Origin of the sequence: Lysinibacillus sp. YS11, from assembly GCF_002896375.1 — a bacterium.
GTDB lineage: Bacteria > Bacillota > Bacilli > Bacillales_A > Planococcaceae > Lysinibacillus > Lysinibacillus capsici.
In genome coordinates, this window is record NZ_CP026007.1 from 3,634,950 (window position 1) to 3,650,603 (window position 15,654).

General features: G+C 35.1%; 11 protein-coding genes. 1 reads left to right on the top strand and 10 read right to left on the bottom strand.

Annotation, left to right across the window (positions count from 1 at the left end; translation table 11 throughout):
* Positions 1-132: 132 nt before the first annotated feature.
* A complete protein-coding gene (locus LBYS11_RS18295; RefSeq protein WP_048394390.1) occupies positions 133-1,035 on the top strand; it encodes a glutamate biosynthesis transcriptional regulator GltC in 903 nt (300 codons plus the stop codon).
* Positions 1,036-1,063: 28 nt separating this feature from the next.
* Here LBYS11_RS18295 and LBYS11_RS18300 read toward each other — a convergent pair whose 3' ends face one another.
* The 10 genes from LBYS11_RS18300 to LBYS11_RS23800 all read right to left on the bottom strand — a co-directional run bounded on the left by LBYS11_RS18300 (position 1,064) and on the right by LBYS11_RS23800 (position 15,496).
* A complete protein-coding gene (locus LBYS11_RS18300; protein ID WP_233732149.1) occupies positions 1,064-2,110 on the bottom strand; it encodes a glycosyl hydrolase family 18 protein in 1,047 nt (348 codons plus the stop codon).
* A 22-nt stretch (positions 2,111-2,132) separates the two neighbouring features.
* Positions 2,133-3,884: a polysaccharide deacetylase family protein gene (locus tag LBYS11_RS18305; protein WP_103118729.1), complete on the bottom strand. Its 1,752-nt coding sequence runs from the start codon at positions 3,882-3,884 to the stop codon at positions 2,133-2,135.
* Positions 3,881-5,755: a glycosyltransferase family 2 protein gene (locus LBYS11_RS18310; protein WP_103118730.1), complete on the bottom strand. Its 1,875-nt coding sequence runs from the start codon at positions 5,753-5,755 to the stop codon at positions 3,881-3,883. Before LBYS11_RS18310 ends, LBYS11_RS18305 begins: the two co-directional genes overlap by 4 nt.
* The gene (locus tag LBYS11_RS18315; RefSeq protein ID WP_103118731.1) at positions 5,745-7,178 is read right to left on the bottom strand and encodes a polysaccharide deacetylase family protein; all 1,434 of its coding nucleotides are present in this window, start codon (positions 7,176-7,178) and stop codon (positions 5,745-5,747) included. Before LBYS11_RS18315 ends, LBYS11_RS18310 begins: the two co-directional genes overlap by 11 nt.
* A 17-nt stretch (positions 7,179-7,195) precedes the next feature.
* Entirely contained in the window at positions 7,196-8,521 is a 1,326-nt protein-coding gene (locus LBYS11_RS18320; protein ID WP_103118732.1) for a nucleotide sugar dehydrogenase, read from the bottom strand.
* A gap of 465 nt (positions 8,522-8,986) precedes the next feature.
* Complete coding sequence (locus LBYS11_RS18325) at positions 8,987-12,166, bottom strand: hypothetical protein (protein ID WP_103118733.1); 3,180 nt, start codon at positions 12,164-12,166, stop codon at positions 8,987-8,989.
* Positions 12,163-13,584 (bottom strand): glycosyltransferase family 2 protein, encoded by a 1,422-nt coding sequence (locus LBYS11_RS18330; protein ID WP_054549456.1) that lies wholly within the window; start codon positions 13,582-13,584, stop codon positions 12,163-12,165. The genes LBYS11_RS18325 and LBYS11_RS18330 overlap by 4 nt, the downstream gene beginning before the upstream one ends.
* Positions 13,585-14,628, bottom strand: coding sequence for a HEAT repeat domain-containing protein (locus LBYS11_RS18335; RefSeq protein WP_103118734.1), 1,044 nt, complete (start codon positions 14,626-14,628; stop codon positions 13,585-13,587).
* Positions 14,625-15,266: a response regulator gene (locus LBYS11_RS18340; protein ID WP_233732152.1), complete on the bottom strand. Its 642-nt coding sequence runs from the start codon at positions 15,264-15,266 to the stop codon at positions 14,625-14,627. The genes LBYS11_RS18335 and LBYS11_RS18340 overlap by 4 nt, the downstream gene beginning before the upstream one ends.
* On the bottom strand, positions 15,233-15,496 hold the full coding sequence (locus tag LBYS11_RS23800) for a hypothetical protein (RefSeq protein ID WP_233732155.1): 264 nt from the start codon (positions 15,494-15,496) through the stop codon (positions 15,233-15,235). The genes LBYS11_RS18340 and LBYS11_RS23800 overlap by 34 nt, the downstream gene beginning before the upstream one ends.
* Positions 15,497-15,654: the final 158 nt, after the last annotated feature.

A 15,654-nucleotide genomic window follows, 5' to 3' on the forward strand; every position in this document is an offset into this window, starting at 1 on the left:
ACAATAGCGAACTCTCAAATATCTAACAGCTTATAATTTTTATTTTGACATAAACAGTCATTTTTTATCTTAAATAATATATAATTAAGGTATAATCAATCTTATTTTTAGATTAATAGAGGTGAAATGTTAGTGGAGTTACGTCAATTACGCTATTTTGTAGAGGTTGCTGAACGTGAGCATATTTCAGAGGCTGCTGAGCATCTTCATGTAGCCCAATCTGCCATTAGTCGGCAAATCGCAAATCTTGAAGATGAGTTAGGCACTCCGTTATTTGAACGAGTGGGACGAAATGTCAAATTAACACCAATAGGGAAGACATTTCTTGAGCATACCATTACGGCATTAAAGGCCATCGATTTTGCAGCAAAGCAAGTAGAAGAATATCTTGATCCTGCAAAGGGCTCAATTAAAATCGGCTTTCCAACAAGTTTAGCTAGCTATGTTCTGCCAACCGTTATTTCAGCCTTTAAACGCGAATATCCTGATTTACAATTTCAACTCCGTCAAGGGTCTTATCGATTTTTGATTGATGCAGTTAAAAATCGGGAGTTGAACCTCGCCTTTTTGGGACCCCTGCCCCCGAAGGACGAATCCATTCAATCAACCATTCTGTTTACTGAAAATATTGCCGCACTCCTACCAGCCAATCATCCATTAGCTAAAAGAGAAAGCATACAGCTTGCAGAGTTGAAAAATGATTTATTCGTATTATTTCCAGATGGTTACATTTTGCATAAGGTAGCGATGGATGCTTGTAGAGCTGCAGGCTTTTTACCAAATGTCATTTCAGAGGGGGAAGATTTGGATGCACTAAAGGGCTTAGTCGCCGCAGGCATAGGTGTTAGTCTATTACCAGAAAGTTCTCTTTATGATTCAGCAGCTCGCTTTACCATCAAGGTCCCTATTGAATCTCCTACAATCCCTAGAACTGTTGGTATTATTTCACCCGTAAATCGAGAAATTGCACCATCAGAAATCATTTTCTTAGACTTTGTAAAAAACTTTTTTTCTCGTCTTTCCCAATTCCAATAAAAAAATCGCCTTTTGGGCGATTTTTTTATTATTCTGTTGATTGCTCAGCAATCCATTCTATTGTTTTCTCTCCTAAGCCTCCTGCACGCCATAATACAACGTCATGATAGCTTTTCTTTTGAACGTAAGTAACCCATTTTTCTAGCGTTTCTTGATCAGCATACCAAACTTCATGGCTGACATTATTGTCATCTACATATGAAAAATAAACGGCTCCACTTGCTTGATCACGCTGCTTAGCTGCTTTTCTATCGGCTAGTAATTGTTCGGCCTCAAGCTCTGTTAAAGCGACTGTTTTGCCCTGAGCTACCCAATCAAAACCTCCAGTGGCAAAGGCGATAGCTAAATCTTGATTAGACTTCTTCATTTTTTTTACTAAATCATCTAGAAAAGAAAAAGTAGCTTTAGCACCTGGCCCACTGTGGTAACCATGAACATTATAGGCCATTACTGTATAGTGAGGTCCATCTGGCAATTTCACATCAAATGGAAAGCGTGGTTCGAGTACAACATGCAATGTAACATCCTTTTTGGAAAGCTCTTGGTAAAGCTCTTCTAAAAATAGGATATAGTTTTGAAGGTCATCTTTAGCCACCTTTTCATAATCAATCTCAATGCCATTTACTTGATATTGTTCCACAACCCGCAAAATATTTCCAATATGCTTTTGCCTTGCTGAGGAATCCTGCAATAATCTATGCAAAAGCGTGCTATCCTTTTGAACAGATGGAGCATTCTCTGTTACATAATCATTGATGAGTGTTAGGATCACATGATGGGAATCATTAAATTGCTGCTTGGTCTTTTGCAACATATCTACGGCATTTTCTGTTAACAATAGTTCATCATTGCTATTAAAATATGCGCCAAAAACACGTATATCTTGTAATCCAAGCTGAGAATTTTCTACATCTTTCATGGCGGATTTATTTTGCCATTCTGGTAACCAAATAGATAATCGGAGCTTCTCCTTATCGTTAAATTCTTCTTTTGCTTTCGCTGGCTGTTCTTTACTATTACTACAAGCTGTAATTAATAGTAGCGCAATACAAATAAATAACATAATGTTCTTCACTTGACTCTAATTTCACCCCGATTTAGAAGGTCTCGATAAAGAAATCAACGACATGATTAAATAACTCAGTGGATTTATACTTAACCTTCTCGAAATTCGTATATTGGTTCGTAAAAATAGTTTGATTGTTTTTATCTGTAATCAAAATATCTTCAATTAATGTATCGTAAATATCATCTGCATACTGTTCGTGTGAAGTGTTCTTATTGCTGTACAACGCACCAAATCCAATCTGTGCCCCTTGTAATTTCGGATTTATTTGAACGGTCTCGGATAATACATTATCTACATCTATTTCTATTTTATCCTTATTTATAACAATGTTAAATACTCTATTTTCCGTTAAGTTTCTTGGGTACTCTTCTTCATCTATACGTGACCCTTTTTGCGTATCATGGTAAGTGTAAACTGTTGCTTTATTAAATGCGTATTCTTCTTCATTCCACTTAATTCCATTTAATAGAAAGCGTTCTTTTTCAACAATTCCCCCGCCTGGTAATTTTTCATTTATTACAATCTCATTATCGGCTAGCACAATTCGTAAATAACTATTTGTTTTTTCATCGTAATTTACATAGAAAGCTTGTTGGCCAACCACATTCCCTTTAAACGCAAAATTCACATTATATTGATCTGGTAGTTCCTCCTTTAAAAGAATTCTGCCTTCACTTGATGGTGCTGAAGTTAATGTAATCTCATTATTTTCATATTCTGCCGCACCATTTATCACTTTCCAGTGTTGTGCTACTTCCTGATCTCCTATCTTAAATTGTATGTTTTGCCTACTGGCCTGTCTGATCTTCATCATCACATGATTAGTTGACCAATATGGCGATACTTGTAATCTGCTTAAATTATAAATATCTGCCTCTTTATCATTGTAGGCTCCTAATTCTAGATTAAAATGCATACGAAACTTGTCTTTAATTTCTTTGTTATTCACACTTTCCACGAGAGGATCCATATTGTTATAAAGTGAGTTTGCATGCATAATTGCGTAGGCTTTAGGGACTTCCCCCAACTCTTCATGATAGATATCCTGCATTAAATTGTAGTCCTTCTTAATACGAGCCTCCATCTCTTGTCGAGTTTCACTTGGTATCATATATTGATTACGAATAAAATCCATTAAATAATGATTATAGTATTCTATTGTTGTTTTATTAGGTACGTTATTTTCATCTATGACGCCTAAGGACTGTCCTTTATCATTAAAAATATTAATATAGGTTAACCTATATCCATTGGAGCCCATTTCCCAATAACCGCTTTTTTCCATCAGTTTTAAATCTTTGGGCTTTAAAAATTTATTATCGGTTGTATCCATTTTATTGGCATACGTAAACATCGTCGCCTTATAATTTAATTTTTCCATAATATTTTGAGCAAAAATACTAGAATCTGTACGTCCATCTTCAAATGATAGATACAAAGCTTTTTCTGGCAATGGTTTATCATGCTGATAGAAGTCTAAAATATCCTTTTGAGTAATGGTTTGATACCCTTGTTTTTCTAACAAAGTTAATTGTTCTTCTAAATTCTTTTTAGACACATATTTAGGTGATTCATTTCTACTGACACCAAAATAGGAAAGGGCAATAAAACCCTCTTTATTATTTAATGGAACTGTTTCAGCTCCCCTTTTCTCTGTTAGAAAAACAGCTTTAATTAAAATGACAGCTAACAATACTACTATTATTAATTGAGCGATCGAACGGATGATTTTCCGACGATTTTTTTTAGCTGGCTGAAGCTCTACACTTTTTCCGTTCATTCCTTCTCACCCTTTTTTCTAATTTTCACCATCGAAAATCGGGATTTTCGTAATTTTTGCTTTTCCATTTTCTTTTCCTTCGCTAGAACATCCTGAGGTGTTTCCCTTGTCCCCCATGTAGATTTCCAAAAAGTCACCCAAGCAACTGGCATCTGCCATAGCAAAATAAATTCATAATAAAGGACAAAGATAAAACCAAATCCCCATAGTTTACTTTTTCTAAAGAATAGATGAGCCAAACTCATAAGCATGGCCATTAATAGTAAACCTATTAAAAACGTTGTAGGAAAAATACCATACATGACTGGTACATAAATTAAGTTATAAACAACGACAATTGGTGCTGCAATAGGAACAATTAAACCAATAATGAAGAAAAGGAACATAAACGGTTCTTTTTTCCACATAAATAAAAATGCACGCAAAGATTCTCGAAGCCAAGAACGTTTCCATCTCATTTGCTGGGACAGAAAAACTTTTGTGTCAGATGGAACAATTGTCGAACAAATGGCATTGTCCTGATAGCCTGTTCGATGTGTTTTTAAAATATAGTTCGTCATACTACGGTCATCACCAAAAGTTGCTGGCTGACCAAGAAATTTTTGATTAAGCCATGCTGTTTCATTTTTTAAAATTAGCTCTTTCCGGTAACAGGCTAGTGGTCCTGATAAGCAAGTAACCGTATCAAACCATGCTTCAGCTGCTTTCATAATACGGAAGGCAATATAATAACGAACCGTCTGTAATTTAGTTAGCGCATTAGTAAATTTATTTTCAACCTCTGTTCGGCCAGCCACACCGCCCATTTTGGGATCTTGAAAAGGTTGCACTAAATTACGGATTGCATGTGGCTCTAAAAAACTATCGGAATCCACAAAAACAACTAAATCATGCTTCGCTTGATGAACACCCGCAACTAACGCTTCCCGTTTCCCACCGTTTTGTGGAAGCTTATAAAACTTTAATCGATCATTCGTCTTAAATCGTTCACCCTCTTGATGAATAAGGTTAATCATGTCGTATGCCTTTTCCTCTGTACGATCTGTTGAACAATCATCTACAACGATTACTTCTAATTTATCTACTGGGTAATATTGATTGATACAACTAGAAATCGTGCGATGAATCCACTCTTCCTCATTAAAGACTGGAATAATAATGGAGACACCTGGTTCAAACTTTGGATTGATCGGTACATTTTTATAGAAAATACCAAATAAATATCTACTTAACAGAAATGTTGCTGCAATAATACTATAAAGATATAAAAATTTATTAAACCTAAAGTAAATCACGCTTTCTGCTCTCATTAACATGACAATAATCGATACGACCAATAAAAATAAACTAGCCATAAAAATAGAAATGCCCCAACGTTTTTTTGTCATATATTCGTTTAAAGGCTGTAAAAATTCACAGGCAGCATAATAACGTAGTTCTCCATCCACTTCTTTCGTAAAATAACGGACAACCTTAGCCTTTAACTTCACTTTGGCTTCATAGCCCTCAGGCATTGCACCACCCGGTATGTTGAAATTCATTGTTAAAATTTCATTTATTAAAAATTCATGAGGTTGATTAGAGTAAACGAGGATACCCGTTACCGAAATATCCTCTGCAAAAAGTTTTTCTGCGTTCACTTGGCGTTTTGCCCTTTTAATATGAACCTCAAAATGAGTTTCGTAGCGTAAACTTAATTGTTGAAGTCGATAGATTTCATTCACATCTGTCGGATCAATTTCCTCTTTCTGATAGGAGGCGCCACGACGATTCACAAGGCTCCTTACATTTTCGGGATCGGGAATATTTGAAAGAATCCGACGGTCAGAGCGTGGTATCGTTAAGATCTCTTTTTTGTTTTCATTGTTCATTCACATCCCTATTTGAATCTTCTTCAATCCAAGTAGACATTTTGCTAAAGCTATAACCATCTTCTAGAAGTTTTTCAATAATGAGTGGAAGTGCTTCTACCGTATTTGTTCCATCTAGGATATGCATGACAATGACCTTGCCGGGCCCAACCCTAGAAATCACCCGTTCGTAAATGTCTTGTGCTGAGTAATCTAAATTCCAATCAAAAGAAGCGATATCATACATAGCAATCGTTTTAATTCCCGCAGCAGTAATGATCTTGGCCGTTCGCTCATCCATTATTCCTTGGGCTGGTCGGAAATATAGAAGCGGGGGCTCTTGTAAAGCATAGGTTAATGCCTGATGTGCCTTCACTAAATCATCTTGTAATTCTTCGGGTGTCATTTTTGTAACATCTAAATGGTAATAGGAGTGGCTCGCTACCTCATGACCTTCCTCTACAATCATCTTCGCTAATTGTGGATTCTTCTCCACACCACTTCCTATTAGGAAAAAGGTACTTTTGATATTATATTTACGTAAAACATCCAACACTTCTTTTACTCGTTTTTCATGTGCCCAATCATCAAAAGTAATAGCTATTTCCTTTTTTGTTGTCTCTTTTCGATAATATAAATTCGGCTTGGCTTGCTCATAATTTACATTTGGACTGACAGCATCATATCCTGAAATTTCTTCCACGGACTTTGTTAAATAACGTTTATCCAATAGATCACTCAAAGTAGTAATGGTATACTCGCGTTCTTTAGCTAATTGAGCTAATAATGGTATAGCATCAATAATGGCAGGATTAATGTATGTGTTGAGATGAATAATAGAGCCCCTATCAATATATTTACTGATATAATTAATCAGCTCCTGAGCACTTTGCATTTTTCTATCAAGTGGGTTAATAGATAATCCAATAACGGCTTTCATATCAAGCGCCTTAGCTGCTAAGCGCATATTATCGGTAACATCGCCTGAACGACTACGAACAAATTTTGGTGTATAGCCTAAATGCTCTTCAAAAATTTGATTGGTTAACATGATTTCTTCATACGTTTGGTCATAATCCAAAGACGTTACATCTGGAAATGTCAATGTACCGTTTTGCACCTCATGTCCCCTTTTTAAGATATCTTTCACAAGCTCTGGCTCTTGAGCAACACGCATTCCGTCCAGAAAAAAGGTAGCCTTCATATTCGATTCATCTAGTTTCGTTAATAGCAATTTCATTGTGTCGTTATCTGCTAAACCATTAAATGTTAACGATACTTTCGGCACTACAATATTGGCATGACTGATTACATCACTTTTACTTCCATCAGATTTTTTAACCTCTATAGAAGAATCAATGGGATGAATCGTTTCTTGGGTCGCTGACTGACAGCCCACTAAGAATAGTATGATGAGCAGACCACATAGTTTTAGTAGTTTCATTTCCTATGAATTCCCCCTTATAATTTGTAATAATTTTTATTTTCGAACAAAAAATGGGTATTACGTGTATCAAAAATTAAAGAAGCTTGTTGATCAATTAAAGAGTAATCAATAGTTGAATGATTCGTTAAAATTAATACTGCATCTGCTTGTTGGATTATTGGTGCTGTTAATGCAACCGTATCGAAATGGGATTGTTCGATAGTGAATGTTTGTATATAAGGATCAATGATTGTTAATTGGCATTGTTTATCTAGTAGTTGCTGAATAACATGAAGTGCTGGCGATTCCCGTGAATCGTTTATATTAGGTTTATAAGTGACACCAATGACAACAATATTGGCTCTATACAGCTCTTTATTTTGAGTACGTAAGTAATTACTTAATCTCTCTACTACAAAGTTGGGCATTGAGTCATTGATTTTATCAGCTGCTTCAATTAACGTTGCAGAGATACCATGTTGTTGCCCAGCCCATAGTAGATATTTAGGATCGACTGGAATACAATGCCCCCCCACTCCTGGCCCTGGTGTAAATGGCATAAAACCATAAGGCTTTGTAGAAGCTGCATCAATAACTTCCCAAATATCAATGTTCATCTTATAGCAAATCTGACTTAACTCGTTTACAAGGGCTATGTTAATTTGGCGAAAAGTATTTTCCAGTAATTTCTCCATTTCAGCTACTCTAGGGCTTGTCACAGTACACACATGGGTATGAAGAACTGTTTCATAAAAAATCTTTGATAATTCTAGGCATGTGGCTGTTATTCCCCCAATCACTTTTGGTGTATTCGACACGGAAAAGTTGCTATTTCCTGGATCAACACGTTCTGGTGAATACGCTAAAAACAAATCATGACCAATAGTAAAACCATATTTTTGTAAAATAGGCTGGACCATTTCTTCTGTTGTCCCAGGGTAAGTCGTACTTTCAAGAATAACTAGCACATTGGCTTTAATATTTTGACCGATGGCATGCGTTGCTTCTTCGATATATGAAATATTAGGTGTTCCATCAGGAGTAGTAGGTGTAGGTACACAAATAATCACAACGTCTGCTTGTGAAAGCATAGAAAAATCCTTAGTTGCTTCAAAATGTTTACTTTCGATCATTTGCTCTATATTTTCTCTCGGTAAATCAGCAATATAACTTTCACCATTTTGCAATTGTCTGATTTTTCCTTGATTCTTATCAAAGCCAACTACCTTAAATCCATTTTGAGCTATTTCCACAGCAAACGGTAAACCTACATAGCCAAGTCCAATCACTCCAATTGTTGCTTTTTTTGTTTGGATTTTTTTCAATAAAGCTGTACTTAGTGATTTCGTTTCGCTCGTCATTAAAATTACTCCTTTATTTAATCTGTATTTTCATTGTTTTTTCTTTATTTAATTGAGGAACGCATTCCATAAAGCAATGGTTCAATTCTCGTCATCTTTTGTAAAAACCCCCTTCAACATTCAAACTTACACAGGACTCTTTAGTCGAAATAGATCAGTAGGATAACATCACTCAAAATAAGTTTATTAACGTTTATATAGTACTAATTGAAGCTAAACAATTTCTAAACAATTACATCCAAGGTAATAAAAACCTATTCTCCTAAAAAATAAATCAAATTTTCATTATAAAAACGTCTATTTACGACGTTTTTTACATTAACCATTAACTGTAAATTTTTTGTTTAGAAAAATTTTTCTTTCTACAATTCTAAAAATCCCCTTAAGCCTCGGTTGTCCACCGACACTTAAGGGGATTGGTAAATAAAAAAGAGCTAAGGGCAGAACAATCTACCCTTAGCTCCTTTAATATGCTTTAAATAATTTTTGTAAAATATAATAGGATTGTTTTAAGCGCTCTTCATATTTTGGAACTTGCCATGTTTCCCATGTAAAAGCAGACAGTGGTGGTAAAACACCATTAGAAGCTGCTGGCATAGATTGAACAACGTTGTTCTCTTTATCTACAAATAAAGCACCAATATAAATATTGTCTACTTTAACCGCCGCTTTATCGCCATCTTTATACAGGTTACCTATAAACTCACGCTGACTCGGATCTTTAGCTTGAATCAATAACCAAGGGATGCGAAGTTCGATAACATTGTCATCGGTCCAAGTATAATCAACTAAAGAATCATAATCTTTTGCTTCTGGATTAGCATTTCCTTGAAGTAATTTTCCTGTTTCGTAGATACTAAAATCAGTCGTTCTATTTTGCTCAGGTAAAAATAGTTGTTTATTTAACACATAGTAAATAGGGGCGAACTTTCCACTATTTTTCAAGGCATTTGCCATTCGGGGAGCAACTAAATTTAAACGGTGGCCATATAAATAATCATAGAAATCGTAGTATTCATCAATAACAACCCTAGATTGACCATTTTTATTGAGCTCAACTATAAAATCAACACCATTGGAAAACGTCATATTTTTTATAGATGTAGCAGACATATTTCCTTGACCTGGTACAACATCTAATAAAATGCGAGGGGAGGTATTGGCTAACTCCTCACTTTTTAATTTAATGTACAAATAGCGCTCATCATAGTCTACTGCAAAATCTGTTGGATTGTTTGGTGCAGTATCATATAGCTGTTTACCCGTCCATTCCGTTGTCTCTCCATCTACTTTTACCTTAAGTCTATCAAAGCTTAATAATCCAAACTGTTGCTCATTTGTTTGAGCATTGGACCAAAATGGTCGACGATTCGGATCATCATAATCCATCGTATTCCACGTTCGTTTAAACCACTCATCTTGCCATGTAAAAACAAGTCCTCCCATGAGCCCTTCATGCATAATATCCTCAAATAAATGTTGAAGTGTTTCTCCCTGTGCTTGCTCTGACATTTGCCCCTGATTCCAACCATATACATTATCATGTGTTTTACCACGTGATGCTGGAATACCAAATTCCGCAATAAGAACAGGCATAGTATGAGCTTCATGGAGCTCTTTTAAATAACCTGCATAGCTATTTTTGTTCCCTCGGAAATCGACATAATTTAAATAATCTTTATCGAAATTAAAGAAGTCAGGGTAGTAAGGATACACATGATAGGAAGCAAATTGTCCCGGTGCAGTCATCTCTCCTTTTGTATGAATAACATTTGGATTGACCCCTACTAAATCTTCATCCTCAGATGGCTCTGACGGATGTTCAAGAATGTCAGTTGTGACCCAGTTTGTGAAACTCATTGGACGTAGCCAGTTATATTTTTCCTTTTCATAAACTGACACCACATCCATTTGTTCTGCTAGCCAATGCTCAAACGGAGAGGCACCCTTGGTTTCAAAAAAAGTACCGTTGTATTGACCAATATTTGCATGTTTTTCATTCGTTCCCACAACCATGTGTGGATACCATTCAATTCCTAGTACCCATCCTATAACATATTTTGATACGTCTACATCATACAAGCCAGATGCATGTCCTGGGCGAGGCTCCACATAGATATTTCCATGAATGACATCTACCATTTGTTTCATTTCTAATTGGAAATCTTCTAATGTATCTTTGTCATAGGCATCCAATGAACCTGCTAAGCCCTCTTCATTAATCCAAACTCCATGTAAAACATATAATGGTTTTTTTGGATGTTCTTCATTATATTTAGCAAGTGCTCTATAAAAGCCTGGTGGATGTTTTGTATAGACTCGTATCGTATTAGCATTCATGTCTGCTATTTGTTTAAACCATCGATAATATTCCTCTTCAGTAATTGCTGCTTCTCCAGGAAAAGCGCCAGGTTTCCCCATTCCGATATTGACACCCTTAAATACGGTTGGTTCCCATTTGCCATCTCTTAGCACCTCAAAAGATTGTCCCTGAATTCGTGCATTATAGTTTAATTTCTCATGATTTACAGTGTCCTGAACCTCTTTGTGTTCAAATGAATCAAATATTTTATGCATTACTGGGATGTAAATGGACCAATAAAACGAACTGTCCGCATACTTCTCAGCATATTTATAGATTGTAGGTAACCCTTTTATTTTATAAATATTCGGTACCCGTGCGATATCATTAAAATCTCCCGCAAAATAATAACTAGATGTGTAACTTTTATCTTGGCCTACAATTGCTGCAAATTGTTCAGGAATGCCATTAGCCTTTAACAGCTCTGTTCCTTTTTTTGTTAAATCCCATTTATAATTTGCAAGAGCATCTTCAGCATATTTAGGTGTAATAATATCAAACCAATAATCGTATTGCGCCCTTGCAGATGAATGAAAGAATTTTTTCCCATTTTCAGTAAACTGCACTTGAATGCCTTCAGATTTAACATGCTTGTCCATTTCTAGAACAAGAAGCTCCTCAGTTATTTCGTTAAATAGTAAAAAGCCTCCACCTTTATATGACCAATTATCGCCATGTTCATCGATCACCCATTGTGGTATTTCTAAATTTTTATGATAATCAAGCTCATCGAAATAACGTCCGATCCAGCCAGACCATGTAATTCCTAAATAATCCTGTAATTCTTTACGAACTTCCCCTGATGTTGGTGAAGCAAACGTGTTATACTCAGCAATTAACATGCTCTTTTTTTTGCTGGCTAAGCGTTCGACGATTGACTGCCATTCTTTTTGTTCAAGTCCTCCAACAATTTTTTCAGAACGTTCACCTAAACGTTTTGTTTGTTGTAAATCATCTTTATAAACTCCGTACGTATCTGCCAAATAAATGACATCATAGTCACTATAATCATTTGGCAAATTCTTTTCAACAACACTTTTAGTTTCATCATTTGGAACCGTACCATAGTAATCGCGTTCTACGTCATAAGGTTCATTATTTAATCTATATTTATAATGGTTTAAAAACCAATTCACTCCTAAGTGCTCTCGGTAAGACTCATTCGGAACGGTTTTATCTATAATGGCCACATTAAGCTGTTTTTCATCTTCTAAGTACCACCATGTAATAGGGATTATCATGAGGACTAGTACGACCATAACCCCTATATAGATTCGTTTCATACACTTTTCTCCTTTTCAGCAATGCCGACACGTTTCATATTACCCCAGTCACTTTTTCTTAAGACAAAACGAAGTAATCCCTCACAGCGCCAGAATAATGTTAGTGGGCGATACCAAAAAATTTCTGTAAACGCTAAAAGAATCATGCGTAACAACTCTCTTTTTTTCGGATACGTATTCATACTCCACGATTCAAACAATATTGCCGCTATTGAAAAAATAACACCATAAATAACGAATAGTAGTAGCAGCATGAGCGCAACCTCATAATAAATTTTCCCTAAGAAAAAGGCTATGACAATATAAATATATCCTCCTAACTCGACAAGAGGCCCTAGACATTCCACTAGCCAAAAATACGGGAACGAAAGAAATCCAATCATTCCATATCTAGGATTCAAGGTCATTTTTTTATGCTTCCATAGACTTTCAAATAACCCTTGATGCCACCTTCTTCGTTGATTGCGTAGTACTCCTAATGTTTGAGGTGCTTCCGTCCAGCAAACTGGGTCAGGTACAAATTCAATACGCTTATTTTCTTTTTTTTCTTTTATAAGTCGATGGATATTCACCACTAGTTCCATATCTTCCCCAATAATATTGGTTGAATATCCACCTGCTTCAACAGCCCATTTTTTAGAGAAAACACTAAATGCTCCTGAAATAATAAGGACTAAATTGAATTTACTTAACGCTATTCGCCCCATTAAAAATGCCCGCAAATATTCGATTACTTGCATGATTACTAGGTAATTACTAGGTAATTGAGTCTCATAAATAGAGCCAAACTGCATCTTTGCACCATTTGCAATACGAATATTACCTCCTGCTGCAATGACCTCACCATCAGATAAAATGATAGGCTTCATCACCCGCAGCAAGGATTTTTCATCTAAAATGGAGTCCCCATCAATGGAGCAAAAATATGGATATTGAGATACATTAATACCCACATTTAGTGCATCAGCCTTACCACCATTTTCTTTATCAACTAAAATACAATTTTTATAGATTTCTGATTCATATATTTGTTTAATGTCTTTTGTAGGGATGTTAGTTCGAACAATTTTATTGATTGGCTTCATTTGAAAATGTTCGATGACCGTTTGAAGGGTTTGATCTGTAGATCCATCGTTAATAATGATAATTTCAGTTTGAGGATAACGTAAATTCAATAATGAATATACTGTATCTACAACTCCTACTTCTTCATTGTAAGCAGGAACAAGTAACGATACCGGTTTTGAATAAAAGGCATCGATATGTGCATCATCATACTCTGATAGATCGAGACGATAGCGTTTTCTTAAATCCAGCATAGCAATGATGAACATTGTACAATATGACACGATAACGAACAGCATATAAAATAAAATAATGCCCCCAAAAAACATCATGCAATAATCAATTATTTTCATTTACTTCCCCTCTTTTCTCGCTGCAATTTCTTGGGCCATTTCAATTGCATATTGATCATTTGAGGATTCAATGAATTGCTGTAATTTGGCAATACCATGTCGATCTTCTACAATCGTTTTTGCCGCTTGGGAACGTACCCACCAATTCTCATCTTGAAGAAGCTGCTCTAAATAACTATAAGTGTAAGTAAGCGGTACATGCTTGAAAATTTTGGCAACCATTAACCTGGCTTCCCACATTTCAGAGGTCACAAAAGGGATAAAGGGATCCATCTCATCAATAATACCAATTTCATAAAGCCCTTTTAATGCTCTGATGTTAATTTCCGGTGTATCATGGTGTAATAATTTTTTTAATTCATCCAAATACTCCATCTTTCTTTTTACAGCAGCAGTATCAATAACAGCAAATTGCATATTAGCTGGCAAGCTATTAAAATCATGGAGAAATTGAATGAATACATTATCATCTAATAATACAAATAGTCTTCTATATTCACTTTCAGCGTAATTTACATTGGAATTTTTTATTTTCTCCATAAATAAATCTGGTTGGAAAAGGGAGTATATTTTTAATAACTGGAAATGTTCTTCATCTGTAATGTTATTTTTTTCGAATTCTTGGCACTTCGTTAGCAATTCATCTATTTGTAAGTCTGCAATTCGATAAAGGGCATTCATTCGAATACTCCATCGTCTACTTGATAAATCTTTTTCGTAGAATGCTTTTAAATATTGATTGGAGAATTGTTTTATTTTTAGTTCCACCTGTTCATTCCTTATATTCTTTAAATAGGATGAAAAAATTTTTTCAATAGCTTCTACTTGGGCCCTGCCTCGAGGAACCAATACGATACTAAATAATGCGTTATTGAATAAGTAATCATACCAAAGTTGAGAATAATTTTGTAAATAACGGTCACGAACTTTTTCAAAATAGCTTTCACGCTGGCGCTGAACAAGTAAATACATTAAAAAGATAAAGAGCACAACTAATAAGAAGAAAATTATTGCCAAAAGCGTCGAAACAGTCAGCTTGATCATTGCCAAAACCTCGCAAACGTTCTTTTAATTTTGGCTTCTAGCAAACGTAAATTAAATGGTTTGACAATATATTCATCAACACCGCCCTCATAAGCATTAAGCGCTGCTCCTTCAGAATTGCGTTCTGACATCATATAAATAATAAATTTCTTTTCATTTGGCATATGTCGTAAGATATGCAATATTTCTAAGCCATTTTTCAGAGGTAAAATATCATTCATAAGAATTAGATGCATATGCCCTGATTTATAATCATCCGATTGCAAAAAGCTATAGCCATCCTCATAAACCTTTACATCTAAAGAAAAATAAGGGATATTTATTTGCTTAAGCGTTGACTCTAATACTTGTCTAAAAATGGCGTTTTGCTCAATAATACTAACTTTCACTAATTCAGTTGGTTGCTCACAGTAATCCTTTACCTCTGCTATACTCCATGTTAATTGCTCATCCCCTGATAACATCTGTTTATTTTTATTTAACAGCTCTTCAAAAATAACGTTATTATTTCTTATTTCTGTTATAGAGGCCTTTAATGCAATCTGTTGGAACTTCCGTTCTGCTTTTAAGATGGCAAATATTCGTTTTAAAAACGCCCTAGCTTCTACTTCACTACTTTGTAAAAGAAGATGCCCCAATGATCTCCGTCGGATAATTGAAAAAGCAAGTCTGTCTTGCGTATTTTTGATTGTAAAAACGAGGTAACTTGATCATTCACATTTTCATTCAGTTGTGTAGCATTAGCTGTTTTTAAAAAGACTGCTGTTATAGTAAGGCGTGATCTAATAACACTTTCTCGCCATATTTTAAAGTAGCGCTCTACTTCATGTTCTTGCATGATGTCATGGGTGAATTTTATATCATTCATTAGAATCACTCCATCTAGTTTTTTCTTATTATTACTTTCTATCATTTATTTCGTAGATTAACAACATTACTATAGTAATAAATATGACTAAACAATATCTAAACATAAATAGACGTCATAAAAAATACATAGTTTCTCATCAATTTAACTACAAATAA